This is a genomic window from Streptomyces hesseae, assembly GCF_031845785.1.
In the GTDB taxonomy this organism is placed as follows: Bacteria; Actinomycetota; Actinomycetes; order Streptomycetales; family Streptomycetaceae; genus Streptomyces; species Streptomyces hesseae.
This window is the reverse complement of the sequence record NZ_JAVRFI010000010.1, coordinates 96,177-122,375: the sequence shown is the minus strand read 5'-3', so window position 1 is coordinate 122,375 and position 26,199 is coordinate 96,177. Positions and strand designations below refer to the sequence as shown.

23 protein-coding genes are annotated in these 26,199 nt (G+C 73.2%); 8 read left to right on the top strand and 15 right to left on the bottom strand.

The window, feature by feature from the left end:
• Positions 1-3 precede the first annotated feature (3 nt).
• Complete coding sequence (locus tag RM609_RS17650; protein WP_311611991.1) at positions 4-2,637, top strand: ATP-binding protein; 2,634 nt, start codon at positions 4-6, stop codon at positions 2,635-2,637.
• A 92-nt stretch (positions 2,638-2,729) separates the two neighbouring features.
• On the opposite strand, the gene nucS is transcribed toward RM609_RS17650, so the two are convergent.
• A complete protein-coding gene (nucS, locus tag RM609_RS17645; RefSeq protein WP_311611990.1) occupies positions 2,730-3,392 on the bottom strand; it encodes an endonuclease NucS in 663 nt (220 codons plus the stop codon).
• Between the two features lie 207 nt (positions 3,393-3,599).
• On the opposite strand from nucS, the gene RM609_RS17640 reads away from it, so the two are divergent.
• Entirely contained in the window at positions 3,600-3,992 is a 393-nt protein-coding gene (locus RM609_RS17640) for an SCO5389 family protein (RefSeq protein ID WP_311611989.1), read from the top strand.
• A gap of 83 nt (positions 3,993-4,075) precedes the next feature.
• On the opposite strand, the gene RM609_RS17635 is transcribed toward RM609_RS17640, so the two are convergent.
• Positions 4,076-5,113 carry an LLM class flavin-dependent oxidoreductase gene (locus RM609_RS17635; protein WP_311611987.1) on the bottom strand — a complete coding sequence of 346 codons (1,038 nt, stop codon included), beginning with the start codon at positions 5,111-5,113 and terminating at the stop codon, positions 4,076-4,078.
• Positions 5,114-5,316: 203 nt separating this feature from the next.
• Between RM609_RS17635 and RM609_RS17630 the strand changes: the two genes are divergently transcribed.
• The gene (locus RM609_RS17630; protein ID WP_311611984.1) at positions 5,317-5,649 is read left to right on the top strand and encodes an Rv1322 family protein; all 333 of its coding nucleotides are present in this window, start codon (positions 5,317-5,319) and stop codon (positions 5,647-5,649) included.
• A gap of 9 nt (positions 5,650-5,658) precedes the next feature.
• Here the strand turns inward: RM609_RS17630 and RM609_RS17625 are convergent, their stop codons facing one another.
• The 8 genes from RM609_RS17625 to mce form a co-directional block, all read right to left on the bottom strand.
• A complete protein-coding gene (locus RM609_RS17625; RefSeq protein ID WP_311611982.1) occupies positions 5,659-6,615 on the bottom strand; it encodes a DUF2705 family protein in 957 nt (318 codons plus the stop codon).
• Positions 6,612-7,835 carry an ABC transporter ATP-binding protein gene (locus tag RM609_RS17620; RefSeq protein WP_311611981.1) on the bottom strand — a complete coding sequence of 408 codons (1,224 nt, stop codon included), beginning with the start codon at positions 7,833-7,835 and terminating at the stop codon, positions 6,612-6,614. Before RM609_RS17620 ends, RM609_RS17625 begins: the two co-directional genes overlap by 4 nt.
• A gap of 116 nt (positions 7,836-7,951) precedes the next feature.
• Positions 7,952-8,872: a hypothetical protein gene (locus RM609_RS17615; RefSeq protein WP_311611979.1), complete on the bottom strand. Its 921-nt coding sequence runs from the start codon at positions 8,870-8,872 to the stop codon at positions 7,952-7,954.
• A 67-nt stretch (positions 8,873-8,939) separates the two neighbouring features.
• The gene (locus RM609_RS17610; protein ID WP_311611978.1) at positions 8,940-9,710 is read right to left on the bottom strand and encodes an ABC transporter permease; all 771 of its coding nucleotides are present in this window, start codon (positions 9,708-9,710) and stop codon (positions 8,940-8,942) included.
• Between the two features lie 3 nt (positions 9,711-9,713).
• A complete protein-coding gene (locus RM609_RS17605; RefSeq protein ID WP_311611976.1) occupies positions 9,714-10,703 on the bottom strand; it encodes an ABC transporter ATP-binding protein in 990 nt (329 codons plus the stop codon).
• Between the two features lie 162 nt (positions 10,704-10,865).
• A complete protein-coding gene (locus tag RM609_RS17600; RefSeq protein WP_311611975.1) occupies positions 10,866-11,804 on the bottom strand; it encodes a coiled-coil domain-containing protein in 939 nt (312 codons plus the stop codon).
• A 124-nt stretch (positions 11,805-11,928) separates the two neighbouring features.
• On the bottom strand, positions 11,929-17,001 hold the full coding sequence (scy, locus tag RM609_RS17595) for a polarized growth protein Scy (protein ID WP_311611973.1): 5,073 nt from the start codon (positions 16,999-17,001) through the stop codon (positions 11,929-11,931).
• 173 nt (positions 17,002-17,174) lie between these two features.
• The gene (mce, locus tag RM609_RS17590) at positions 17,175-17,615 is read right to left on the bottom strand and encodes a methylmalonyl-CoA epimerase (RefSeq protein WP_311611971.1); all 441 of its coding nucleotides are present in this window, start codon (positions 17,613-17,615) and stop codon (positions 17,175-17,177) included.
• 151 nt (positions 17,616-17,766) lie between these two features.
• On the opposite strand from mce, the gene RM609_RS17585 reads away from it, so the two are divergent.
• Together RM609_RS17585 and meaB are read left to right on the top strand one after the other, a co-directional pair.
• Positions 17,767-18,984, top strand: a complete 1,218-nt coding sequence (locus RM609_RS17585) for an acetyl-CoA C-acetyltransferase (RefSeq protein ID WP_311611969.1) — start codon at positions 17,767-17,769, stop codon at positions 18,982-18,984.
• 39 nt (positions 18,985-19,023) lie between these two features.
• Positions 19,024-19,980, top strand: coding sequence for a methylmalonyl Co-A mutase-associated GTPase MeaB (meaB, locus tag RM609_RS17580; RefSeq protein WP_311611967.1), 957 nt, complete (start codon positions 19,024-19,026; stop codon positions 19,978-19,980).
• 102 nt (positions 19,981-20,082) lie between these two features.
• Here the strand turns inward: meaB and RM609_RS17575 are convergent, their stop codons facing one another.
• The 4 genes from RM609_RS17575 to RM609_RS17560 form a co-directional block, all read right to left on the bottom strand.
• Positions 20,083-20,556, bottom strand: coding sequence for a MarR family winged helix-turn-helix transcriptional regulator (locus RM609_RS17575; protein WP_311611965.1), 474 nt, complete (start codon positions 20,554-20,556; stop codon positions 20,083-20,085).
• Between the two features lie 106 nt (positions 20,557-20,662).
• Complete coding sequence (locus tag RM609_RS17570) at positions 20,663-21,430, bottom strand: AIM24 family protein (RefSeq protein WP_311611963.1); 768 nt, start codon at positions 21,428-21,430, stop codon at positions 20,663-20,665.
• Positions 21,427-22,077, bottom strand: coding sequence for an AIM24 family protein (locus RM609_RS17565; protein ID WP_311611961.1), 651 nt, complete (start codon positions 22,075-22,077; stop codon positions 21,427-21,429). Before RM609_RS17565 ends, RM609_RS17570 begins: the two co-directional genes overlap by 4 nt.
• Positions 22,077-22,715, bottom strand: coding sequence for an AIM24 family protein (locus RM609_RS17560; protein ID WP_311611959.1), 639 nt, complete (start codon positions 22,713-22,715; stop codon positions 22,077-22,079). The genes RM609_RS17565 and RM609_RS17560 overlap by 1 nt, the downstream gene beginning before the upstream one ends.
• Positions 22,716-22,885: 170 nt before the next feature.
• Here RM609_RS17560 and RM609_RS17555 point away from each other — a divergent pair, with 170 nt between their 5' ends.
• Both RM609_RS17555 and RM609_RS17550 read left to right on the top strand, forming a co-directional pair.
• Complete coding sequence (locus RM609_RS17555; RefSeq protein ID WP_311611957.1) at positions 22,886-23,230, top strand: DUF3817 domain-containing protein; 345 nt, start codon at positions 22,886-22,888, stop codon at positions 23,228-23,230.
• A complete protein-coding gene (locus tag RM609_RS17550; RefSeq protein WP_311611955.1) occupies positions 23,227-23,520 on the top strand; it encodes an MTH1187 family thiamine-binding protein in 294 nt (97 codons plus the stop codon). Before RM609_RS17555 ends, RM609_RS17550 begins: the two co-directional genes overlap by 4 nt.
• 384 nt (positions 23,521-23,904) lie before the next feature.
• Here the strand turns inward: RM609_RS17550 and RM609_RS17545 are convergent, their stop codons facing one another.
• Complete coding sequence (locus tag RM609_RS17545; protein ID WP_311611953.1) at positions 23,905-24,885, bottom strand: ArsR/SmtB family transcription factor; 981 nt, start codon at positions 24,883-24,885, stop codon at positions 23,905-23,907.
• A 71-nt stretch (positions 24,886-24,956) separates the two neighbouring features.
• Here RM609_RS17545 and RM609_RS17540 point away from each other — a divergent pair, with 71 nt between their 5' ends.
• Positions 24,957-26,180 carry an MFS transporter gene (locus tag RM609_RS17540; RefSeq protein ID WP_311611952.1) on the top strand — a complete coding sequence of 408 codons (1,224 nt, stop codon included), beginning with the start codon at positions 24,957-24,959 and terminating at the stop codon, positions 26,178-26,180.
• Positions 26,181-26,199 lie beyond the last annotated feature (19 nt).

Sequence of the window (26,199 nt, the reverse complement as noted above, 5' to 3'; positions counted from 1 at the left end):
ACCATGGACCCGACGAACCGGGGATCCGAGGCATTCCACGACGACGAGCAGTCTTCCGCGGGAGGCCCGCGGAAGCGCCGCCCACCCCGGGAGCCGGCGCAGGCCGATACCGCGCCCGGCGGCCAAGGCCCGGTGCGCGTCGTCCAGCTCGTCTCCGGTGACTATCTCCTGACCGTCAATCCGGTCGACGGCAGCGAGATAGAGCCCTGCCCGCCCGGCTCCCTCCCCGCCCGCCCCGAGCGGCACGGCCCCGAGCAGCGCGCCGAGCTGCGCCGCGCCGCCGCGCCCCCGCGGCCCGCCCGCGAGGCCGGCCCCCAGCTGCCCCTGCTGCACCGCGAGGAGGAGCGGGAGAGACTGGGCCGGCTCCTGTCGCGCGGCCGGTCCGTACGGCTCACCGGCCCCTCCGGCTCCGGGCGTAGCGTCCTGCTCGACGCCGTCGCCGAGGACTGCGCGGGCCTCGCGCCCGACGGAGTCGTCCGGCTCAGCGGCTACCGCCGCACCCCCGGCGACCTGCTCCACGAGCTGTTCGCCGCCGTCCACCACGCCCCGCTGCACCGGCCCGACCGGGCCGGGCTGATGGCCGCGGTGCAGGGCATCGGCGCCGTCGTCGTCCTGGACGACCTGGAGTTCGGCGGGGTCGCGCTCGACGAGCTCCTCGACGCCACGCCCGAGTGCGCCTTCGTGTTCTCCGCGACGCCCGACGTCCCCGCCCCCTCGGCCGACTCGCACGTCGAGGAGGTCTTCCTCGGCGGGCTCGGCCGCACCGGCTGCCTGGAGCTGCTGGAGCGCGCCGTGGACCGGGCGCTGACGGACGAGGAGGCCGACTGGGTCGCCGACCTGTGGTTCGAGTCCGAGGGGCTGCCGCTGCGGTTCGTCCAGGCCGGTGCGCTGCTGCGGCTGGGCGCGACGGCAGGCGCGGCCGCGACGGAGGCGTTCGACGCCTTCGGCGAGCGGCCCGCCGCCGAGGACGGGACGTCCGGGCCGGACGGGGAGCGCCCCGCGCCGCTGCCCACCCTCGCCCAGGCCGCGGCCCCCGCCACGCTGCTGGCCGCCGCGCTCGGCGAGGCCGCGCGGGAGACCCTGCGCTTCGCCGTCGCCCTCGGCGGCGAGCTGCCCCACCAGGCGCACCTGCCCGCCCTCGTGGGGGACACCCACGCCGACGCGGCCGTCGGCGAGCTCCTGGCCTGCGGCCTGATCACGCCCATCGCATCGCACTACCGGCTGGCGGCCGGCGTCGCCGACCAGCTGATCGCCGGATACGGCGAGGAGTGGGCCCGGCAGGCGGCCGCCACGGCCCACACGGCCGCCCAGCACTACGCCTGGTGGGCCGGGCACCCGTCCGTCTCGCCCGAGCGGATCGCCGTCGAGGCCGACGCGATCCTCGCCGCGCTGGCCGCGCTGACCGGCGAGGAGGACTCCGGGCACCGGGCGTCCGCCGTGCTGCTGGCCCGTACGGCGGCGCCCGCGTTCGCCGCGGCGCTGCACTGGGGCGCCTGGGAACGCGGCCTCCGCTACGGCCAGGAGGCGGCGAGGCTCACCGGCGAGGTCGGTGAAGAAGCGTATTTCCACCACGAGTTGGGCGTACTGGCGCTGTGCACCGGCAATCTCGACCGGGCCCGGGCCGAGCTGGAGGCCTCCATCGGGCTGCGCGGCGTCCTCGCGGACAAGCGCGGCACGGTCGCCGGCCGCCGGGCGCTCGCGCTCGTCGCCGACCGCTCCGGCCTGGCCCTGGGCGCCCGCGCGCTGCCCGGGAGCACCCCGGCGCGCCCCGGGGGCGCGGTCCCGCCGCTGCCGCCGCCGCGCGCCGGCGTCGACGGGCGGACGTCCGCCGGTGAGGAGATCCCGGACGCGCGCAGCGAGCAGTCGGCCGCGCCGCCCGCCAAGGCCAAGGTCACCGGCGAGGACACCACGGCGATCATCGGCAGGGTCCCGGCCGGCACCGCTGCCGCTGCTGCCGCCGCCGCGCCGCCGGTGCCCCAGGCGGCCCCGGCCGCCCCGCGCCCGGTGGGGGCGCGCAAGGGCTCGTGGGCGCAGAAGCTGATGTCCGGCGGCAACCGCCGCAACCTCCTCGCGGCCGGCGCGGGCGTCCTGCTCGCCGCCGTCCTCGGCACCGTCGTCACCCTCGGCGCCGCCTCCGGCGGCGACGCCCCGCCCTCCGGCCCGGTCAAGCCCGGCCAGTCCGCCTCCCAGCAGGACGGCGACGGCGGGCTGAGCGCCGACGAGCCGGCGGCGGGGGAGCCGGGGGCGCCGCAGGTGCCCGCCCGGCGCGGCCGGCAGGGGGAGAAGAAGGGCGACTGGGGCGACGGGTCCGCCTCGCCGCGGCCGTCCGGCTCCGCCAAGCCGTCCACGGACCCGGAGCCCAGCGCCTCGTCCAGCCGGACGCCCACGGGCGATCCCTTGCCCAGCGCCCCGACGAAGACGCCCGGCGGCGACGGGACCAAGACGCCGTCGGACCAGCCGTCGCCGACGAAGTCGCAGGGCGGCGACACCACGCCCACGGTGAAGCCCACCCCGCCGTCGAAGGAGCCGACCCGTACGACCCAGCCGTCGGCCGGCGGCACCAATTCGGCGAGCGGCCCGGCCCCCGGCGGCAAGCCCACCGCGGGCAAGCCGACGGGCGGGACGCCGGTGGCGTAGCGGAAACGGGCGTAGCGGAAACGACGGACGGGCCGGGGTGGTGACCCCGGCCCGTCCGTCGTTCGTACGCGAGCGTTTGTACGCGAGGAGGCTCAGAACAGCCGCAGCTTGTCGTCCTCGATGCCGCGCATCGCGTCGTAGTCCAGTACGAGGCAGCCGATGCCGCGGTCCGTGGCGAGCACCCGCGCCTGGGGCTTGATCTCCTGGGCGGCGAAGACGCCGCGCACGGGAGCCAGGTGCGGGTCGCGGTTGAGCAGCTCCAGATAGCGGGTGAGCTGCTCCACACCGTCGATCTCGCCGCGCCGCTTGAGCTCGACGGCCACCGTGTTGCCCTCGGCGTCCCGGCAGAGGATGTCCACGGGGCCGATCGCCGTCGGGTACTCGCGGCGGATCAGGGTGTAGCCCTCGCCGAGCGTCTCGATGCGGTCCGCCAGCAGCTCCTGGAGGTGCGCCTCGACACCGTCCTTGATCAGCCCCGGGTCGACGCCCAGCTCGTGCGACGAGTCATGGAGGATCTCCTCCATGGTTATGATCAGCTTCTCGCCCGCCTTGTTGATCACCGTCCACACGTTGTCGTCACCCTCCTTGAGGGTGCACGGCGGCGACATCCAGTTCAGGGGCTTGTAGGCCCGGTCGTCCGCGTGGATGCTGACGCTCCCGTCCGCCTTGACCAGGATCAGACGGGGGGCGGAGGGCAGGTGGGCGGTGAGCCGGCCCGCGTAGTCCACGGAGCAACGGGCGATGACGAGACGCATGGTGGGCCACGCTACTCGACTCCTGCCACTTCACGCGATTCGCCCAGGAAGGGGCCCTACGGCTTTGGCCAGTTGTCGGTGTTCTCCTGGTGGGGCAGCAGTGGCCGGATTACCGTTGAACCGGGCGGTCGCCGTACGGGCACGGGGCGTCGTCGTCCGCTCGCCCATCCCTGAGATCCCCCACGGGGGGTCGCGAGAGGAGAACCCATGTCGCTCGACGTCTCACCGGCCCTCCTCGAACAGGCCGAGCGAGGCGAGGTCGACGAAGCAGAGTTCGTCGACTGCGTCCGGACCTCCCTGCCCTACGCATGGGAGATGATCAGCTCCCTGGTGGACCGGCTCTCGGTAGAAGGCGGCGAGTTCGCCGACAACCGTACGCCCCCGCCGGACGAGCAGGCGCGTGGCCAGCTGCTGCGCGCGCTGGCGAGTGACGCGATCCGCGGTGCCCTTCAGCGCCACTTCGGGGTGCGCCTGGCGTTCCAGAACTGCCACCGGGTGGCGGTCTTCCCGGTGGCCCCCGCGGCGGACGCGCGGCTGGCCCGATTCACCTCGATCAGGGGCCAGCTGCTGAACCAGTCGCCGGAGCTCCGCGACTGCTGACGCGTTCCGTGCTGCCGCTCCGGGCGCGGGGAGGTGCGAGCGAAGGGGAGCGGCAGCTCCGGCGGGACCGACCGGGGAGCGGCTCAGCCGAGCAGCGGCAGCACGTCCGAGCCCAGCCTGCGGAGGTTCTCCTCGGTGGCGGCCAGATCCCCGGAGCCCTCGGCCAGGAGCGCGAAGCGGCGGATGCCCGTCCGCTCGGCGGTGGCCGACAGCCGGTCGGCGCACAGCCGGGGCGGGCCCACCGGATGGAGATCGCAGAGCAGTTCCGTGTACGCCAGCGGATCCCGCATCCGGCGCTGCCGCCCGTCGACCGTCACATGCGCCGAGAGCCCGTGGTGGAACCAGCCCGGCATGGCCTTCAGCAGCGTCTCCGCCGCCTCCTCCCGCCGGTCCCCGACCTGGACGACGCCCGCCGCCACATGACCGGCCGCCGCGACCTCCTCCCGCGAACGCCCCGCCTCCAGCGCGCACTTGCGCCACAGGGCGACCATCTCCGCCTTCTCCTCGTCCGTGCTGTGCATCCCCAGCAGCATCGGCAGCCCGTGCCCGGCCGCCAGCCGGACGCTCGCGGGCGAGGTGCAGGCGACGATCACCCCGGGGCCGGTGGAGTCCCCGTCCGCGCCCAGGAGTTCGTCGGGGCGCGGTACGACCGGGACCTCCCGGAAGGCGAACCGCTCCCCGGCCGAGCCGACCCGGGGCTCCCGCAGCCACCGCATCAGCAATTCGAGCGATTCCGGGAACCCCTCTTCGTACGCCCCCAGGCCTGAGTTGAACACCTCCAGGTCGACCCATGGACCGCCGCGGCCGACGCCCAGCACGAAGCGTCCGCCGGAGGTGAGATGGAGCAGCGCCGCCTGCTCGCCCAGCGCCACGGGGTGGGTGGTGGGCAGCACGCTCACGGCCGTGCCGACCTTGATGGAGCGGGTGCGGCCGAGCAGCAGGGCGGCCAGGGTGACCGCCGACGGGCACACCCCGTACGGCACGAAGTGGTGTTCCGCCAGCCAGACCGCGTCCAGCCCCGCCTCCTCGGCCACCTCGGCCGAGCGGACCGCCCGGTACAGCGCCTCGGCATGGCCCTGACCCGGGAACTGGGCGGCGAGGACAAACGTTCCTACGCGCATCGCTCTTGTACCTCCTAGCGACCGACGCGGTATCCCCCTGGTGGCAATAACGGCTGACACGTGCCGAAGGTACGGCTGCGCGTGAAGTTTTCATGATGATCGGAGCGCAAGCGCCATAGCGCCGGGGCGACTCCGGGCCGGACGGGTGACCATGGCGCGTAGGCTGGTCACGACCCGTAGCCGAGTTCCTGCCGAGGTGCCCTGTGTCCCCGCGCCGAAACCGCCCGCGAGGCGGCGCCGCCAGCCAGAGCCCGTTCCCGCGCGCCGAGGGCGGCGAGCGCTACGGCCTGGAGAGCACGGAGGAGTGGCAGGGCGAGGAGTGGACGGTCCGGGCCGTCGGCGGCGGCGCGGCCGCCAAGCACTACCGCTGCCCGGGCTGTGACCAGGAGATCCCGCCCGGGGTGCCGCACCTGGTCGCCTGGCCGCGCTTCGGCGCCGGCGTCGACGACCGGCGGCACTGGCACAAGGCCTGCTGGAACGCGCGGGACCGCCGGAGCGCGCGGCTCCAGCGGTCCCGTAACGCGCCGAGGTACTGAGGGGTCTCGTCAGGCGTCCCGCTTGGCCAGCGAGAGGTACGCGCCGCCCAGGGCGGCGCCGGTCACCAGTGTCATGATCCACAGCGGGTCCCAGCCGCTGGGTCCGGTGCCGGCCTTGACGTCGTAGAAGACGCCCAGCTGGTTGGGGATCGAGTAGACCAGCAGCCACGACCGGATCTCGTTCAGATCCGAGGCCACCAGAAACATCGCCAGCACCAGCGGCATCATCACCAGGCCGAGCATCACGGCGATCGCGCCCGCCGAGTGGCGCAGCATCGCGCCGACGGCGAGCGCGAGCACACCGACCAGCGACATGAACAGGCTCACCCCGACCGTGGCCTTCAGCCACTGTTCGGCGGTCGGCACGGCGCCCAGCCGGCCGGCGATCCCCTCGGTGGCCACGGCCACCAGCGTCGTCGCGACGGTGGTGGTCACGAGCGTGAGCAGGAAGAACACGACGGCCTTCGCCGTCAGCACCCGTGCCCGGTCCGGGCAGGCGGTCAGGGTGGTCCGGATCAGCCCCGTGCCGTACTCGGACGACATCGTGAGCACGCCGAGCGTGATGACGCAGATGAGGGAGAGCATCGTGCCGTAGATGCCGAGGACGAGCACGGGCGTCCGATCGGTCTCCATGGCCGCGGTGGAGTCCGTCGCGCTGATGACGGAGGCGGCGAGTAGCCCCATCCCCACGATGAGCAGCACCGTGGTCCCGAGCGTCCACACCGTGGACCGGATCGACCGGATCTTCGTCCACTCGGCGGCGAGGGCGTCGGCGAGCGTCGCCTTCCGGATCGGGATCGGCGACACGTAGCCCCCGAGGGGGGCTTGGCCGGGCCACTGCGGTTGCCCCTGCGGGGTGCTCTGGGGAGCGGGTCGGCCCGGTGCGGCCGCGCTCGGCGTCGGGGCGGGGCCGCCCGCCTGCGGCTGCGCGGGCGCGGGCGTCGGCTGGGACTGGGGGGTGGTCATCGGGCGTCCTCGCTGTCGCGCTTGGTCGGGTCGGCGTCGGCCGCCGCGACCGGGGCGGTGGGCTGCTGCGTCGGCGCCTGCGGCGCCGCGGTGGCCTGCCCGGCGCCCCGGTCCGGTGCGCTCGCCGCAGGCGATACGGTCTGCCCGGCGCCCGGGGCCGCCGTGCTCGCCGCAGGCGGCGTCCCGTACTGGTTCGGGCGTTCGCCCGGGAGGACCGGGTAGGCCTGTTCCGCCCAGCCCTCCTGGGGCTGCTGTGCGGGGCCCGGCTGGGGCGCCGGGGGCTGGAAGCCCGAGCGCTGGTCCGCCGTCGAGCGGTAGTCGACCGCGCCCTGCGTCATCCGCATGTACGCCTCCTCCAGGGAGGCCTGGTGCGGGGAGAGCTCCCAGAGGCGGACGTCCGCGCCGTGTGCGACGTCGCTGACGCGGGGGAGCGGCAGGCCGGTGACGCGCAGCGCGCCGTCCGGCTCCGGCAGGACCTGCGCCCCGGCCGCGACCAGCGCCTCCTTCAGCCGGTCGCGGGCCTCCCGGTCGTCGTCGGGGGTGCGGACGCGCGCGAAGTCGGCGGAGTTCGCGGCGATGAAGTCCTTGACGCTCATGTCCGCCATCAGCTGACCGCGCCCGATGACGATCAGGTGGTCGGCGGTCAGCGCCATCTCGCTCATCAGGTGCGAGGAGACGAAGACCGTGCGGCCCTCCGCCGCCAGCCGCTTCATCAGATTGCGGACCCAGAGGATGCCCTCGGGGTCCAGCCCGTTGACGGGCTCGTCGAAGAGCAGCACCTGCGGGTCGCCGAGCAGCGCCGCGGCGATGCCCAGGCGCTGCCCCATGCCGAGGGAGAAGCCGCCGGACCGCTTCCGCGCCACGTCCTGGAGGCCGACCACGCCGAGGACCTCGTCCACGCGACGGGCCGGGATGCCCGCGAGCTGGGCGAGGGACAGCAGGTGGTGGCGGGCGCTGCGGCCGCCGTGCACGGCCTTCGCGTCGAGGAGGGCGCCCACCTGACGGGGCGCGTTGGGCAGTTTGTGGAAGGGGTGCCCGCCGATCGTGACGTACCCGGCGGTCGGCTGGTCCAGGCCGAGGATCATGCGCATGGTCGTCGACTTGCCGGAGCCGTTGGGTCCCAGGAACCCGGTGACGGCACCCGGCCGCACCTGGAACGTCAGATTGTGTACGGCCGTCTTGGCGCCATAGCGCTTTGTCAGGCCGACTGCCTCGATCATTCTGCGCCCCTCGGAGCTCCGGCATGCTTCGGTTCGTTCGACTTTGTACAAGCGCAAAGCCCTCGTAAAGGTTAGGAGGATAGACGAGTCGTTGACGGTTCCCGATGTGCCGGGCGTTACAGCGGGACGCCCCGGGCGGCTCCGCCGGGGGCGTCGCCCGTCCCGTCGGGCCGCCGTTCGCGCAGGTCGCCGTAGGTGAGGGCGTCCGGTCCCGTGGGTTCGTACGCCGGGAGGCCCGCCTCCCGCTCCACCCAGCCCTCCTCGGCGAGGATCCGGGTGCCCTCGTCCCTGAGCGCCGGGTCCGTCGCCGCGCGCTCGACCCAGTCGCGGGGGCCGGGACCCAGCAGGGCGCGGAGCCGGGCCGAGCCCGCCAGCAGCGCGGCGAGCAGCGCGCTCTGGTCGCCGCCGCCCGGCCGGGGCGGGCCGCCGGCCGGCGGCCCGGTGAGGACGCCCCATTTGCTGACGTACAGATACGCGCCCCGCAGCCGCTCCCCGGACGGCAGGGTCACGGGGAAACGGTCACCCGGCAGCAGGATCCGCCGGTAGTTGAACTCCGTGGCGTCGACGGCCGCCAGCTGCTCGCCGTCCAGCCAGCCGGCGACCAGCGTGGTCCGCGCCCCGGGCGCGGCGTACGGCGCGGCCGCCACATAGCCGTGCCGCCCGATGTGCCCCGAGCAGCCCACGGCGACGCCGCCCACCCGCACCGGCACCAGCGGCACCGCGGCGGACAGGCCGGCGGTGGCGAACTTGTGGGCCAGCTGGGCGGGGGAGGCGTTGGAGCCGACGGCCAGCACCGGGTGGCGCCGGTCGGCGGGGTCCCGGCCGAGGGCGGCCAGGGCGCCGTCCAGTGACAGCCTGCCCGGTCCGTCCGGCCCGGTCGGCCGCCAGTCGCCCAGCGGCCCGGGCCCCGGGCCGAGCGGCAGCAGCTCCGGGCCGGTGAGCAGGGCGGGCTCGGTGGCCGGGCGGCCGGGGTAGGTCAGCGGGCGCAGCGCGGGGACGACGTCCAGCCCGAGGGCTCGCAGGGTCCACCGCGTCATGCCCGTATCCCTCCCCACCCCCTCCCCTCCCCGAAACGGGCAGTGGAGGACCCCGGCCGGCCGAGGGCTACGCGTCGCGCCGGCTCAGCACCACATAGCCGCCGATCAGTGCCGCGACCACCCACAGCACCATGATCGTGAAGCCGCCCCAGGGCCCGTACGGGGTGTCGCTGCCCACCGTGATCACCTGCATCACCTTCTGCCCGGCCTGGTCCGGCAGGTACTGCCCGACCTTCTTCGTCGCGGAGACATTGCCGAGGATCGCGGAGATCAGGAAGAAGAACGGCATGAGGATGCCCAGCGAGAGCATCGGGCTGCGCAGCATCGTCGCGACGCCCATCGAGAAGACGGCGATCAGCGTCATATAGAGACCGCCGCCGATCACCGCGCGCAGTACTCCGGGATCGCCCAGCGCGGCGCCGTAGTCGCCGAGCATCGTCTGGCCGACGAAGAACGCCACAAAGCTCGTGACCATGCCGACCACGAATGCGAGGAGCGCAGCGACGGTGATCTTGCTGAAGAGAAACGTGGCGCGCTGGGGAACGGCGGCGAGCGAGGTGCGGATCATTCCCGTGCTGTATTCATTCGACACGACGAGCACACCGAAAACGATCAATGCGAGCTGACCGAGGCCCATCCCGGCGAAGCTGATGAACGTGGGATCGAAAGCGATCTTGTCTTTGGGCGACAGATTACCGAAGTCCCTCTTGGTGAGCGCGCTGATCAGCGCTCCCAGAGCGACTGTCACCACGATCGCGAGGCCGAGCGTCCACACCGTGGACCGGACAGATTTGATCTTCGTCCATTCCGACCGGAGGACCTGCGTCACCACCGCCATGGTTCAGGATCCCTTCTTCCGCCAGTCGGTTCCCCAGCCCGCGCCCGGCTCCGACGGTGATTCCGCCGGTGATTCCGGCGGGCGGTGGTTCTCATGGGCGTGGTACTCCACCGACCCGGCCGTCAGCCGCATGAACGCCTCCTCCAGCGAGGCCGACTGCGGGCTCAGCTCGTGGAGGGTGATCCGGTGCCGCGCGGCCAGCTCGCCCAGGTGCGCCGCGTCCTCGCCCTCGACCTCCAGCGCCCCCTCCTCACCGGGGGTGACGTCGATCCCGGCGCCCCGCAGGACCTCCCGCAGCCGCTCCTGCTCGGGGGAGCGCATCCGGACGTAGGAGCGGGAGTTCTCCTTGATGAAGCCGGCCATGCTGGTGTCGGCGAGCAGCTTGCCCTGGCCGATGACGACCAGGTGATCGGCGGTCAGCGCCATCTCACTCATCAGGTGGGAGGAGACGAAGACCGTACGGCCCTGGGTGGCGAGGCTCTTCATCAGATTGCGGATCCAGTGGATGCCCTCGGGGTCCAGGCCGTTGACCGGCTCGTCGAACATCAGGATCCGCGGATCGCCCAGCAGCGCCCCCGCGATGCCCAGCCGCTGCCCCATGCCCAGCGAGAACCCCTTGGTCCGCTTCCCGGCCACCGAGGTGAGGCCGACCGTGTCCAGGACCTCCCGCACCCGGGCCCGGGGGATGCCATTGCTCTGCGCCAGGCACAGCAGGTGGTTGTAGGCGCTGCGACCGCCGTGCATGGCCTTCGCGTCCAGCAGGGCCCCGACGACCCGCAAGGGGTCGCGCAGCTCCCGGTAGTGCCGGCCGTCGATACGGACCGTGCCACCGGACGGATTGTCCAGGTCGAGCATCATCCGCATGGTCGTCGACTTGCCCGCGCCATTGGGGCCGAGAAAGCCCGTGACGATGCCGGGCCGGACCGTGAACGTGAGGTGATCGACGGCGCGGACGTCGCCGTAGTGCTTGGTCAGCCCCTCAAGCTCGATCATTCAGCCACGGTAAGTGCGCCCGACGGGCCCCGCCACCGCAGCCGGAGGCTCCGCCCCCGGCACCACGACGCGCCCTGTACCACCGACGGGCGGCACAGGGCGCGCTGAGCACAGGGTCCCCCGACAGCGTGCGTAGAACAGCGTGCGTAAGGCGGTACCCGATCAGCGGCTCTGCTGCGCCGGCACGCCCCGGCTGATCGGCTCGTCGTCGCCGGGGACGCCGGCCGCGGCCACCGCCGCGCCCGTCAGCGTGGCCAGCATCTCGCGGACATTGGTCAGCTGGGCGTTGATGCTGTCGCGGCGGTTGGTGAGCGCCGCCAGCTCCCGCTCGGACTCGCTGCGGATACGGTCCGCCTTGGCGTTGGCGTCGGCCACGATGTCCTCGGCCTGACGCTGGGCCGTCTCCACCGTCTGGCGCGCCCGGCGCTCGGCGTCCGTGCGCAGCTTCTCCGCCTCCAGGCGCAGCTGCTCGGCGCGGTGCTCGATCTCCGCCAGCCGCTTCTCCGCCTTGGCCTGGCGGGAGGCGAGGTCGCGCTCGGACTGCTCACGGCGCTTGGCGAGGTTGGTCTCGAAGTCGGCGGCGGCCTGGGCGGCCTTGGCGCGGGTCTCCTCGAAGAGCGCGTCGGCCTCCTCCCGCTTGGACTGCGCGTCCTTCTGCGCCTCGGCGCGCAGCGAGGCGGCGTCGCCCTTCGCCTTCTCGACGATCCGGGCGCCCTCGTCCTCCGCCTTCGCCTTGCGGTCCGCGGCGAACGACTCGGCGTCGTTGCGCACCTGCTGGGCGGCCGACTCGGCCAGCTCGCGGTGCTGCTCGGCGGCGCGCCGGGCCTCCTCACGCAGATCCTTGGCCTCTTCCTCGGCCAGCCGGAGGATCTTCTCGACGCGCGCCCCGAGCCCCGCGTACGACGGCTCCGCGTCATTGATCTGGGCCTGAGCGTTCTGCGTCTCGAGGTGGAGCTCCTCGATGCGCTTTTCCAGAGAGGTGATCCGGGTCAGGGCGCTGTCACGGTCCGCTACGAGCTTCGTAATGCGGTCGTCCACCTGGCCGCGGTCGTATCCACGCCGCACCAACTCGAAGCCGAAGGGGGAGGATGTGTCGCTCATGGGGTTCCTGTCATTGGAGAACCGGTGAGGTGATAGAGGAATCCTAGGGGCGTGAGCGGCGTGTCATCCGGCAGATGGTTTAAGACAGTTGGGGAATCCGGAAAATGTCCCCTCGATTGAGTGGCTACTTTCGGTCCTGCTTGCCACCCGATCGAGTAGCTCCGGCACCGGCCGTCGCCTTCACCCCACTGTCCTTGGAGCCGCCCGCCCCCGGGGACTCAAATGATTCCAACGCCTCCAACACGTCCTGGACACGGGAAATCTCCGCCTGAATGTCCTCACGACGGCGGACGAGTACCTCCAACTCCCGCTTTCCTTCCTCCAGAAGGCGTGCGGCCTCCTCCTGAGCCTCGGTGCGCAGGCGGTCGGCCTCGCGTACGGCGGCGTTCCTCTTCTGCTCCGACTCCTTGATCAGCGCGTCCGCCTTCTTCACGGCGGTGATCCGCACCTTGCTGGCCTCGCTCTGGGCGTCCGAGAGCAGCTTCTCCGCCTTCTCCTCGGCGTTCGCCAGCTGCTCGGTGGCGGCGGCGACGAGCTTGTCGCAGCGCTCGCCCGCCGACTGCATCGCCTCGGCCGCCTCCCGGCGCGCCCGCTCGTGGAGCTTCTCGACCTCGCTCTCGATCCGGCCGCGCAGCTCTTCGGCACGGTCCCTTATGGCCGTGGCGTCGCCACGGGCCTCGGCGAGCATCGTGTTGGCGTCCGTACGGGCCTGCTCCACCAGCGCGTTGCCCTCGTTGGAGGCGTCCTGGACGATCCGGTCGGCCTCCTTGCGGGCCGCGCCGACCATGGCGTCCGCCTGCTCCTCGGCGGCGGTCGCCGACAGCACGGCCTCCTCCTGGGCCTTGGCGATCAGCGCGTCGGCCTGCTCGGCGGCGTCCGCGAGCCTCTTGGCCCCGGCGTCCCGCGCCTGGTCGACGGTCCGCTCGCCCTCGGCACGCGCCTCCGCGCGCAGCCGCTCGGCCTCCTGGACCGCGTCCGCCTTGATCCGCGCGGAGTCCGCACGGGTGCTGTTGGCGTTCTCCTGGGCGGCCGCCAGCGCCTCGGCGGCCTCGGCGGCCATCAGCTCGGCCTCGGCCGTGGCCTCGGCGATCAGCTTGTCCGCCTGCTCGGCCGCCTCCGCCCGGCGGGTGTTGGCCGCCTCACGGGCCTCGTCGGTGGTCCGGGTCGCCTCGGCGCGGGCGTTCTCCAGCGCCGCGTCCGCGTCGGCGCGCAGCCGGTCCGCCTCCGCGTTCGCCTCGGAGACGACGCGGTCGGCCTGCTCGACGGCCTCGGACAGATGCGCGTCGGCGGCCTCGGACGCCTCCTCGACCGTACGGGCGGCCTCGGCGGCCATCCTCTCCGCCTCGGCCGTGGCCTGGGCGATCAGCTCGTCGGCCTGCTCGGCCGCCTCCGCCCGGCGGGCGTTCGCGGCCTTACGGGCCTCGTCCACGATCCGGTCGGCGTCGTCCTGCGCGGAGGAGGTCAGCTCGGCCGCCTCGTTGACGATCCGCTCCGCCTCCGTCCGGCCCTCGCCGCGGATCTTGTTCGCGTCCTCGCGGGCCTCGGCGCGCGTCCGGGCCGCGTCCTGCTCCGCCGACGCCAGGGCGTCGGAGGCGTCGGTACGCATCTGCTGAGCCTTCGCGGACGCGTCCGCGACCAGCCGCTCGGCCTCCGCCGTCGCCTTGGCGACCACGGCGTCCGCCTGCTCGTCCGCCTTGGCCTTCTTCTCGGCCGCGGCGGCCCGCAGCCGCTCCGCCTCCACCGAAGCCGCGGCCCGCTCGGCGTCGGCGGCCTCCCGGGCCTCCTCGACCGTCCGCGTGGCCTCGTCCGCCAGCTTCTCCGCCTCCGCGACGGCCTCGGAGATCAGCTCGTCTGCCTGGAGCGCGGCCTCCGCCCGGCGGGCGTTCGCGGCCTCCCGCGCCTCGTCGACGGTACGGGCCGCCTCGGCGCGCAGCCGGTCGGCGTCGGCCTCGGCCTCCGCGCGATGGGCGTCCGCCGCCTCCCGCGCCCGCTCCTCGAAACGGGCCGCCTCCGCGCGCGCCGCCTCGACCATCTCGGCCGCCTCGGCGATCAGCCGGTCCGCGTCCGCCGCCGCCTCGGCCCGGTGGGTCTCCGCGGCCTTGCGGGCCTCCTCGACCGTACGGGCGGCCTCGGCGGCCATCTTCTCCGCCTCGGCCGTGGCCTCGGCGATCAGCTTGTCCGCCTGCCCGGCGGCCTCGGCACGGCGCTTGTTGGCCGCTTCCCGGGCCTCGTCGACGGTACGCGCCGCCTCGGCGCGCAGCCGGTCGGCGTCGGCCTCGGCCTCCGCGCGGTGGGCGTCCGCCGCCTCCCGCGCCCGCTCCTCGAAACGAACGGCCTCGGCCTTCGCGGCCTCGGTCAGCTCCGCGGCATCGGCGACGATCTTCTCGGCCTCGGCGGTCGCCTCGGAGATCAGCTCATCCGCCTGGAGGGCTGCCTCGGTACGCCGGGCGTTCGCCGCCTCACGCGCCTCGTCCAGGGCACGCGTGGCCGCCGTGGCCATCTTCTCCGCCTCGGCCGTGGCCTCGGCGATCAGCTCGTCCGCCTGCCCGGCGGCCTCGGCGCGCCGCTTGTTCGCGGCCTCCCGGGCCTCGTCCAGGGCCCGCGACGCCTCGGCCGACAGCCGCTCGGCCTCGGCCCGCACCTCGTCCGCGGCGGCCTTGGCCTCGCTCCGCGTCCGGGCCGCGTCCTCGTCCGCGCGCTCCCGCTCGGCGTAGGCGTCGGCACGGACCCGGTCCGCCTCGATCTGGGCGTCGGTGACGGTCCGTTCGGCGTTGTGCTCGGCCGCCGAACGCAGCCCGGCGATCTCCTCCTCGGCCTGCTCGTGCAGCCCGGCCACGGACTCGCGCACCTGCTGGGCGGTCTGCTCGGCGGCGGCCACGAGCTCAGCTGCCCGCGCCTCCGCCTCCTCGACCAGACGCCGCCCCTCCTCCTGCGCCTCGGCGACCCGCTTGCGCGCCGAAGCCAGCAGCTCCTCGCTCTGCTCGTGCGCCGCCTCGCGCTCGGTCCGCGCCTCCGTACGGGCGTCACCGAGCAGCTCCTCGGCCTCCCGGCGGCGCCGGGCGGCCTCCTCCTGCGCGGCGGCCAGCGCCTCGGCGGCCTCCGCGGCCGTCCGCTCGGCCGCGGCGTTCGCCTCGCCGCGCAGCCGGTCGGCGGCCTCCTGCGCCTCCGTGCGCAGCCGCTCCGCCTCGGCCTCCGCCTCCTCGCGCAGCCGCGCGCCGGCGGCCTCGCCCTCGGCGCGGGTCTCCGCCGCCTCGGCCTGCGCCTCGGCGCGCAGCCGCTCGGCGTCGGCCTCCGCCTGCGCGGTGACCGTACGCACCCGCTCCGCGGCCTCCGTACGCTGCCGCTCGGTCTCCTCCGCGGCCTCGCGGCGCAGCTTCTCCGCCTCCGCGCGCGCCTCGCGCAGGGCGGCCTCCGCCGCCTCCACCCGCTGCTCGGCCTCGCCGCGCAGCCGCTCCAGCTCGCCGGCGGCCTCCTCGGCCCGCGCCTGGGCCGCGCGCTCGGCCTCCTCGCGCATCGCCTTCGCCGCCTCGGCGGCCTCGGAACGGACCCGCTCGGCGTGGTCCTCGGCCTCCTCGGCCATCTCCTCGGCCTCGGTGCGGGCCCGCTCCAGCGTCTCCTCGGCCTGCTTGCGCAGGGTCGCGGCGCGCTCGGCCGTCTCCGCCCGCGTCTTCTCGCTCTCGGCGGTCGCGCTGCTGCGGGTCTCCTCGGCGTCGGCCTTGGCCTTGCCCAGCAGCTCCTCGGCCGTCTTCGCGGCCTCCTCGATCTGCTGGAGCGCCTCGCGGCGCGCCTCGCCGCGGATGCGCTCGCCCTCGGCGACCGCGTCGGCGCGCAGCTGCTCGGCCTCGGCCCGCAGCCGGCGCGCCTCCTCCTGGAGCTCGGCCGTCTTCGCCCGGTACTCGGCGGTGTCGTCCTTCGCCTCGCCCTTGAGCTGCTCGGCCGTGTCGGCGGCCTGCGCCCGCAGCCGCTCGGCCTCGCTCTCGGCCTCCTTGCGGATGCGCTCGGCCTCGGCGGCCGCGGCCTTCGTCGCGGCCTGGGCGTCCTCCGTGGCCTTGGCCAGTACCTCCTCGGCCGTCCGGGCGGCCTTGGCCAGCGCGGCGGCGGAGTCCTCGGCGACGGCGCTGCGTGCCTCCGCGGCCGCCTCCGTACGCATCCGCTCCGCCTCGGCGACCGCGTCGGCGCGCAGCTGCTCGGCCTCGGCCCGCAGCGCCTCCGACTCCTTCGTCGCCTCGCTCACCAGGCGGGCGATCTCCGCCCGCGCCGTGCGCGTGCGCTGCTCGTTGTCCGACTCGGCGGCGGACAGCCGCTGGGCCGCGGCCTCCTTCGCCTCCGTGACGACCTTCTCCGCCTCGGCCCGCGCCTCGCGCAGGGCCGTGTCGGCCTCCTGCATCCGCGCCTCGGCGGTACGCGTCAGCTCGGCCGCGGAGCTCCGGGCCTGGTCGCTCTCGGCCGTCGTGGCCGTACGCACCTGCTCGGCGTGGGCGGTGGCCTCCTGCGCCTGCGTGGAGGCGGCCGTCAGCAGCCGCTCGGCGTCCGCGCGCGCCCGGCGCAGGATCGCTTCCGCTTCCGCACGGGCCTCCTCGGCCGCCGCCCCGAGCCGGCTGCTGGCCTGCTCGGTCAGCCGCTGGGCCTCGGCGCGTGCGGCGGACAGCGAGGCCTCCGCCTCGGCCCGGGACTCGTCCAGCAGCCGGCGGGCCTGCGCCTCGGTACGGGCCCGAAGCTGCTCGGCCCAGGCCACGTTCTCGTTGACGTGCGACTCGACGGTGCGCCGGCGGTCGTTCAGCTCCTCGTCCAGGCGCTGACGGCGGGCCACCGCCTCGGCGTGGAGCTCCGCCTCCATCCGGGCCTGGCGCTCGGCCTGCTCCTGGAGCAGCCGCTGCGTCTGCGCCCGCGCCTCGCGCACCTCGCGCTCGGCGTCGCTGCGCAGCTGCTCGGCCTGAACCTGGGCATTGCGGAGCAACTGCTCGGCCTGATAGCCGATGTCCGCCGAGTCATAGGCGGGACGGTGGGCGAGATTGCGGCGCGCCTCGTGAAGCTTGGCGCGCAGAACCTCGACCTGGTAGCCGAGGTCGTCGGCGTGCTGGACCGCCTTCTCCCGCTCCGTCGTCAGCCGCTTCATCTCGGCCTCGAACTTCGAGAGGTGGTCGGCTTCCTCCAGCTGACTCTCCTGGCGCTCGTAGCCCCGCACAGCGCGGTCCATCCGTCCCCTGTGTCGCGTCGGCGGCCGGCCCCGTACTGCGTCGGTGGTGAACCCGGAGCCCGCCCTTCCGAAGAAATGGTGTCAGATCATCGGTACAGCCCGGCCCGGACCCATGAGCGGACCCATGAGAGCCCCGGCCGAACCTGCACTCTACCGGCCGGGGCAGGGGAGGGTCAGTGGTCCTTCGTCGCGGGAGGCGCCGAGGTGACCAGTTCGGTCAGCACCCCGTGACAGTCCTTGGGGTGGAGGAAGGTGATGCGGGAACCCATCGATCCGCTTCGCGGCTCGTCGTAGAGGACCCTTACGCCCTTGTCCTTGACGGCGGCTGCGTCGGCGTCCACGTCGGCGGTGCCGAACGCTATGTGGTGGACGCCCTCGCCGTTCTTCGCGAGCCACTTGCCGACGGGGGAGTCCTCCCGGGTGGGCTCCAGGAGCTGGAGGTAGGACGCGCCGCCGTCCGACGTACCGTTGATTTTGAGCATCGCCTCGCGGACGCCCTGCTCCTCGTTGACCTCGGTGTGGAACACCTCGAAGCCGTACGTGGCACGGTAGAACTCGACAGTCTTGTCGAGGTCGAAGCAGGCGATCCCGATGTGGTCGATTCGCGTCAGCATGCGTCCAGTGCACCGCCGCGCGCTCGGTTACGCAACGTGCGCGCGATCACACCTTCCGCCCGGTGACCGGGTGCGGTACCGCTCAGTACATTGACGGGAACCGACGGGAACCGTCGTTAACATCCCTCTCCGCTCGAAGGGGCAGCGCCCAATGTCTGGTGCGAACGGAAAAACCGGTACGACCTCCGTCATCGTGGCGGGCGCCCGCACGCCGATGGGCCGCCTGCTGGGCTCGCTGCGCAGCTTCACCGGCGCCGAGCTGGGCGCCGTGGCCATCAAGGCCGCCCTGGACCGGGCCGGGATAGGGGGCGACCAGGTCCAGTACGTGATCATGGGTCAGGTGCTCCAGGCCGGCGCGGGCCAGATCCCCGCCCGCCAGGCCGCCGTCAAGGCCGGCATCCCCATGTCCGTCCCGGCGCTCACCATCAACAAGGTCTGCCTCTCCGGGCTCGACGCCATCGCCCTGGCCGACCAGCTCATCCGCGCGGGCGAGTTCGACGTCGTCGTGGCCGGCGGCCAGGAGTCCATGACCAATGCCCCGCACCTGCTCCCCAAGTCCCGCGAGGGCTACAAGTACGGCGCGATCGAGATGCTCGACGCCATGGCCCACGACGGGCTGACGGACCCCTTCGAGGGCATCGCCATGGGCGAGTCCACCGAGAAGCACAACACCCGCCTGGGCATCCGCCGCCCCGAGCAGGACGAGATCGCCGCCCTCTCCCACCAGCGCGCCGCCGCCGCCCAGAAGAACGGCCTCTTCGACGCCGAGATCACCCCCGTGGAGATCCCCCAGCGCAAGGGCGACCCGGTCCTCTTCAACAAGGACGAGGGCATCCGCGCCGAGACCACCGTGGAGTCGCTGGGCAAGCTGCGCCCCGCGTTCACCAAGGACGGCACGATCACGGCCGGTTCGGCCTCGCAGATCTCCGACGGCGCCGCCGCCGTGGTCGTGATGAGCAAGGCCAAGGCCGAGGAGCTGGGCCTCCACTGGATCGCCGAGATCGGTGCCCACGGCAATGTCGCCGGCCCCGACAACTCCCTCCAGTCCCAGCCGTCCAACGCCATCAACCACGCCCTGCGCAAGGAGGGCATCGGCGTCGACGACCTCGACCTGATCGAGATCAACGAGGCCTTCGCGGCGGTCTCCGTGCAGTCCATGAAGGATCTGGGCGTATCCCCTGAAAAGGTGAACGTCAACGGCGGAGCGATCGCGCTCGGCCACCCCATCGGCATGTCCGGCGCCCGGCTCGTGCTCCACCTCGCGCTGGAGCTCAAGCGCCGGGGCGGCGGCGTGGGCGCCGCCGCGCTGTGCGGCGGCGGCGGTCAGGGCGACGCCCTGATCCTCCGTGTGCCGGGCAACAACAAGTGAGGTAGGCCCGAGGCAGGTCCCCCCGAGGAGGGAGCCGTGATGGTGGACGTCCCCGCACTGGTCGAGCAGGCCCGGGAAGGGCGGCCGCGTGCCGTGGCCCGGCTGATCTCCCTGGTGGAGGGGGCGTCACCGCAGCTCCGCGAGGTCATGGCGGCGCTCGCCCCGCTGACCGGCGGCGCGTATGTGGTGGGCCTGACGGGCTCCCCGGGCGTCGGCAAGTCCACGTCGACGTCCGCGCTGGTGAGCGCGTACCGCCGGCAGGGCAGGCGGGTGGGCGTCCTGGCGGTGGACCCCTCCTCGCCGTTCTCCGGCGGCGCGCTGCTCGGCGACCGCGTCCGGATGTCCGAGCACGCCTCCGACCCCGGCGTCTACATCCGCTCCATGGCCACCCGCGGCCACCTGGGCGGCCTCGCCTGGGCCGCCCCGCAGGCCATCCGCGTCCTGGACGCGGCGGGCTGCGAGGTGATCCTGGTGGAGACGGTGGGCGTCGGCCAGTCGGAGGTGGAGATCGCCTCCCAGGCGGACACCTCCGTGGTGCTCCTCGCCCCCGGCATGGGCGACGGCATCCAGGCCGCCAAGGCCGGCATCCTCGAGATCGGCGACGTCTACGTGGTCAACAAGGCCGACCGCGACGGCGCCGACGCCACGGCCCGCGAGCTCAACCACATGCTGGGCCTGGGCGAGTCCCGCGCCCCCGGTGACTGGCGGCCCCCGATCGTGAAGACGGTCGCCGCGCGGAACGAGGGCACGGACGAGCTCGTCGAGGCGCTGGAGAAGCACCATGCGTGGATGGCGGAACGGGACGTCCTCACCGAGCGCCGCCTTCGTCGCGCCGCCCATGAGGTGGAGGCCATCGCCGTCACGGCGCTGCGCGAGCGCATCGGCGACCTGAGCGGCGACCGGCGCCTGGGCGCGCTCGCGGAGCGGGTCGTCGGCGGGGCGCTGGACCCGTACGCGGCGGCGGACGAACTGGTGGCGGGGCTGACGGCGGGCTGAAAGGCCGATAGCAGGCTGAAAGACAGCGCGGGCCTCGCACTCTCCCCCTGGAGAGTGCGAGGCCCGCGCTGCCGGAACGGCCCGCTGACTACTTGTCGCGCGCTACTTGCTGCGTGTGCCGCGCAGGTGCTTGGCGACCGGGGCCAGGGAGTCGTGGAGCGCCTTGAGCTCCTCCGGCGAGAGCAGGTCGATGAAGTGCTCGCGCACCGACGCCACATGGTGCGGGGCGACCTCACGCATGGTCTTCCAGCCGTGGTCGGTGAGGACCGCGAAGAGGCCCCGCCGGTCGGACTCGCAGTTGACGCGGCGGACCAGGCCCGCGTTCTCCATGCGGGTGATCTGGTGGGAGAGGCGGCTCTTCGACTGGAGCGTGGCGGTCGCGAGGTCGCTCATCCGCATCCGGTGGTCCTTCGACTCCGAGAGGTTGACCAGGATCTCGTAGTCGTTGTTGGTGAGGCCGAACGGCTGGAGATCCCGTTCGAGCTGGTGCATCAGCAGTCGGCTCACGTACAGGTGGGCACGCCAGGCGGCCTGCTCCTCGTCGCTGAGCCAGCGGGTGCCGTTCTCGGTGTCCATAGAGGGAGTCTACCTAAGAAGTTGAAAGATTAACTAATGAAGGTACGGTGTGCCGGGTGGTGCGGGAGGTCGTTTGTTCGACCCGTCACACTCCGCAGGGTACCGCTCACAGCCCGAAGCGGCGCTGGAGGTCGCCCAGCTGGCCCGGCAAACGCGGGGACATTGACTGATTCCCGGAGGTGCCATGGGGGATACCCGCCTCGTCGGGCGGACCGTCGCCGGTGGCGATCTCGGCCATCAGCTGCTCGGTGGACTGGAGCAGCACCGTGCCCGAGCCGACGAACTCGAACTGGTGCTCCTCGCCGGACGCGCCGCCCAGCCCCGTAAGCCTCCGGACGCCGCCCATGACGCCCCTGAGGTACTGGTGGTCGTAGTGGTGACAGGGGGACGGGCAGTCGGCCCAGCCCACCAGGGCCTGGGGGTCGACACGGATCGGGGGCTCGACGAAGACGACCGGGCCGTTGGACGCGGCCACGAACTTCCCCGTGCCGATCAGGGTGAGAAAGCCCGGGATGATCGACTGCTTGAGCGAGAGCGAGGGCTCGAAGGCCAGCAGATTGCCGGAGCGAACGGTGAGATTGCCGTCCTCGAGGTCGTAGGAGTTGACGTCGAAGGAGCGGTCCGCGAGCAGCATCTTGCCGTGGCCCTCGGCGACGACCCAGTCCGCCGCGTGGAGGGGGGAGTGGAAGCTGCCGGCGATCAGCCGGTCGAGGGGGCCGTGGCCGATGCCATGGAAGTTGATCTGCCCGTAGTAGGCGATCATCTTCCCCTTCTGGAGGAACCACTGCCCCTTGAGGTCGACGCTGAAGGTGTAGGGGTTGACGTTGTCGTTGCTCGGGAGAGTCGACGCGTCGTGGATGACGGGGCTGGTCACAGCTTCTCCTCCGACGCCTGGACGTACACCGTGCCCTGGCCCGACAGCTCGAGCCGGAAGGCCTCGCCGCTGCCGCGGCCGACGACCTCGCGCCAGCCGAGCGCGGCCGACAGCTTGTTGCGGACCTCGCCGCGGTGGGCGACATAGGCCTGCGGGTCGACGACGACCGGCCGCCCGCCGGTGATCGGCAGCTCGATGAAGCCGCCGTGGGCCATCACGGCGACCGCGCCGTGCCCCTTGAGGGTGGTGGTGAACAGGCCCTGCCCGGTCACCTGGCCGCGCACCATGCCCATCACGCCGCCCTGGGAACCCATGAACATCGTGCCCTGCTGAAGGGTGCCGTCGAAGGCGAGCAGCCGGTCGGCCTCGACGTAGAGGGTGTCGCCGGTGAGCTCGATGACGTGGACGTGGTGCCCGCCGTGGCCGAACATCACCGTGCCGCTGCCCTCCACGGACATCAGCGGCGTGGCCTCGTTGGCGATCCGGCGGCCGATCATCCCCATGACGCCGCCCTGGCCGCCGGTGAGGCTGGGGGTGAAGGAGACGTCGCCCTTGTAGGCGAGCATCGCGCCGCGCTGGCTGAACAGCCGCTGCCCGGGGATCACCTGGGCCTCGACCATGCGTGAATTGAGAAGCCGGAAGGGCATCAGAGGTCACCCCCGACGGTGTTGCGCTCGCTGGGCTGGACGTAGACGAGCCCGTCGCCCTCGAAGCGGATCTGGAACGCCTCGCCGGAGCCCTCGCCGATGAAGGTGCGGAAATTGACGCCCGACTGGAAGTGCTGCTTGAGCCGGCCGGTGTGCGCGATGTACGCGCCCGGGTCGACCTGGAGGGGCATCTGCGGGGTCACGCGCAGCACGATCGCCGTGCCGTCGGAGAGGATCGCCGCCTGGCCCGTGCCCTCCACGGTGGTGGTGAACAGGCCGTTGCCCTGCGAGGCGCCGCGCAGACCGGTGAAAGTGGTGCCGGTACGGAGGGCGGAGTCGGTGCACAGGAGGTTGCTCGACTCGACGTACAGGGTCTCCCCGCGCAGCGCGACGAGATTGATCTCGCTCGCCCGGTCGGCGAAGTAGCAGGTGCCGTGTCCCTTCACCTCCATGACTTCCATCTGTTCACCGGTGAGCCGGCGCGTGACCATGCCGCGCAGGCCGTCACCGCCACCCGTCATCTTCTTGAATGCCATCTCGCCCTCGTACGCGACCATCGAGCCGTTCTTGGCCTTGACCGCGTCCCCCGTCATGTCGACGGCGAGGACTTTGCTCCCGTGGAGCCGAAACTGAGCCACGCCCCGACGCTAGCGGGCGGACATACGGCTCCAACAGGCCCCAGGGCCCTCGGAACGCCCGGAACGGACCCCAAGCCATTGATCCGTTGCAGTACTGCGACAATGGAGCGGCTTGTGAACGCCATCACAAGCTGTGACCGTCCCGCCACTAGCGACCGAAGGTGTGCCCCGTGGACCTCAAGACCGCCTCCGCCCTGCGTCGGCTCCGCCTGGTATCGGTGCCGGAGGGTGTTTCCTTCCTCCTCCTGATGCTCTGCTCGGTGCTCAAGCGGACCACCGACTTCAACGCGGTGCCGGTGATGGGCGCCGTCCACGGCATCCTCTTCATCATCTACGTCGTCTTCTGGATCGACGCCTGGTCGCGCACCAAGTGGGAGCTGAAGACCGCCGCCCTCTACTTCGTCCTCTCCGTCCTGCCGACCGGCGGCTTCTTCGCCGACCGCATGCTCCGCCGCGAGGCCGAGGCCACGGTCATCGCCGCCCGCGCCCGCAAGGAAAGCGTGATCAACGCATGATCGTCGCCTTCTCCGTGTCGCCGCTCGGCGTCGGCGAGGACGTCGGCGAATACGTCGCCGACGCCGTCCGCGTCGTCCGCGAGTCCGGACTGCCGAACCGTACGGACGCGATGTTCACGTCCATCGAGGGCGAGTGGGACGAGGTCATGGACGTCGTCAAGCGCGCCGTCGCCGCGGTCGAGGCCCGCTGCGGCCGCGTCTCGCTCGTCCTCAAGGCCGACATCCGGCCGGGAGTGACGGACGGACTGACGTCGAAGGTGGAGACGGTGGAGCGGTACCTGTCGTCCTGACCGACGGGTCCACCGGCCATCGGGCGCCCTTCCCCTCGTGGGGGAGGGCGTTTCCGTTTTCCGGCCGGGTCGCCGGAGATCATCCACGGTGTTCTGGTGATGGAGCCCAGGCTTGTAGGCAAGCAAGCCGGAATCGTCAACAATCTCTACGACCAGTTGCGACTGGCGCTGCCTGAGCGGCTGAGCCTCTTCCAAGTCGTCTCGGTCCCGATGCCCGGCGATCCGGACGACCACACCACCCCCGATCTGCTGGTCTGCGACGCGGGCTTCGCGGACTCCGACGGGCCGACGCGGGGACGCCGACGCCCCTCGGCACCGCGTACGCGCCGGGCTGCGGCCCCTCCGCGAGGAAGCCCGCGTCTGACGGGGCCCGTACCCGGAAGTTCAACCCCCCAGCAGTGCCGTCCCCAGTGGCGTGCGTTCGTACAGCACGCGGTGGCCCTCGCGGCGGGAGGTCAGGAGGCCCGCGTCGCGGAGGACGTGGAGGTGGGACGAGACCGAGGAGAGGGCCAGGCCGTGGCGGTCGGCGAGGGTCGTGGTGGAGGACGGCTCGTCGAGGGTGGTGAGGAGGGCGGCGCGGTTGGGGCCGAGGAGGCGGGCGAGAGCGTCGTCCGGGGCTGCCGGGGGTGGGGTGTGCCAGAGGCCGCCGATGCCGCGCGCCGGGTAGACCAGGGTCGCCTGCCACGGCGGGTCGAAGCCGCCGATCACCTCCGGCCAGGTGAAGACGCTGGGGACGAGCATCAGGCCCCGCCCGCCCAGCCGGCGGCTGTGGTGGCCGGGCCGGTGGATCGTCAGGGTGTCGTCCGCCCAGGTCAGCGACGGGTGGAGGTCGGCGAAGAGGCGCTCCAGACCGCCCTCGGCCAGCCGCCGCGCATGGAAGACGACGTCCGCCTCCAGCAGGGCGCGCAGCCGCGGCCAGTCCGGGGCGAGGACCGTCCGCCACGTCCGTTCGAGGGCCGCCGTCAGCTCGCGTACCGCGCCCTCCGGGTCGGCCAGCATCGCCCGGCCCCGAGCCGAGTCCGCCGCGCCGGGCGTCTCGGCCAGCGAGCGCGTGAGCTCCTCGCGCACCCGGTCCGGGTCGGTGGCCCGTACGCGCGCCAGCTCGTCCTCGAACGAGTCCAGCGGGCCGCTCGGCGGAGGGCACAGGAAATCGGGGTGGTAGCCCCGGTCCGGGATCACCAGGGACAGCCACGAGATGTCGAGCGACGCCAGCGGCTCCCGCATCCGCCGCAGCCACGGCAGGTGGTACACGTGCCGGCGCGGCCGCAGCAGCGTGTAGAGGGCCTGATGGGTCTCCCACAGCGGGGAGACGCCGAACCGGCAGCGCAACAGGTCGTCCGCCTCGAAGCGCATGTGGAACGGCACGCCGTGGTCCTTTCTTTCGGGTGAGGCCGAAAGACTAGAGGGGCCACAACGCGCCCAGCACGCTGTTGGGCATGTCCACGACGTCCAGCGCTCCTCCGCGCTCCCCCTACCGTGCCGTCTTCGCCGTCCACGAGTTCCGCGCCGTCTTCGCCGCGCACACGCTGTCCCTGCTCGGCATCGTCGTCGGCGAGATCGCGCTGTCCGTCCTCGTCTACCGGATGACCGGCTCGCCGCTGCTCAGCGCGCTCACCTTCGCGCTCGGATTCCTGCCGTACGTACTCGGCGGCACCCTGCTCGCCGGGATCGCCGACCGGCGTCCCGCCCGGCGCGTCCTGGTCACCTGCGATCTGCTGTGCGCCGCCGGTGCCGTCGCCATGGCGCTGCCCGGCACGCCCGTGGCCGCGCTGCTCGCCCTGCGGTGCCTCAACGCCGCCGTCGCGCCCGTCTTCGCCGGGACGCGGGCCGCGACGCTCGGCGACATCCTCGGCGAGGGCGACCTCTTCGTCCTGGGACGTTCGCTGCTGCGCGTCGTCGCGCAGGGCGCCCAGCTCGTCGGCTTCGCGGCCGGCGGAGTGCTGCTGACGGTCGTCGCGCCACGGACCGCGCTCGTCGCCACGGCCGTCGGCTTCCTCGCCTCGGCCGCGCTGCTGCGCCTCGGCACCCGGCGGCGCCCCGCCCGTTCCGCGCGTTCCGGCGCGGGCGGAGGCGGGCTGATGACGGCCTCCCTGGCCGGGATACGCGAGCTGTTCGCGCACCGCCGGATACGCGCCCTGATCCTGCTCTCCTGGATCCCCCCGTTCTTCCTCGTCACCCCCGAGTCCCTCGCCGCGCCCTACGCCCACGACCTCGGCGCCGGAGCCACGGCCACCGGGCTGCTGCTCTGCGCCATGCCGGTGGGCGCCATCACCGGCGAGGTGCTAGCCGGGGCCCTGCTCCGGCCGCGCACGCGGGAGCGGATCGCGCTGCCGCTGGCGGCCGCGCTGCTGCTGCCGTTCCTGCTGTACGCGCTGCGGCCCTCGCTCGGCTGGTCGCTGCTGCTCGCGGCGGTGGCCGGGGCGGGCACGGCGTACACGCTGGGCGCGGACCAGTGGTTCATCGCCGCCGTCCCCGAGGAACTGCGCGGCCGCGCCATGACGGTGCTGTCGGCCGGGACGATGACCGTCCAGGGCCTCGGCATGGCCCTGGCGGGCGCGGCGGCCGAGTTCGCGCCCCCGCACATGGTGGTCGCCGGGTCGGGGCTCGTCGGGACGGTGGCCGTCGCGGCGGTCGTCCGCGAGGTCGTACGATCTCGCTGATCAAGAACGAGGAAGGCGG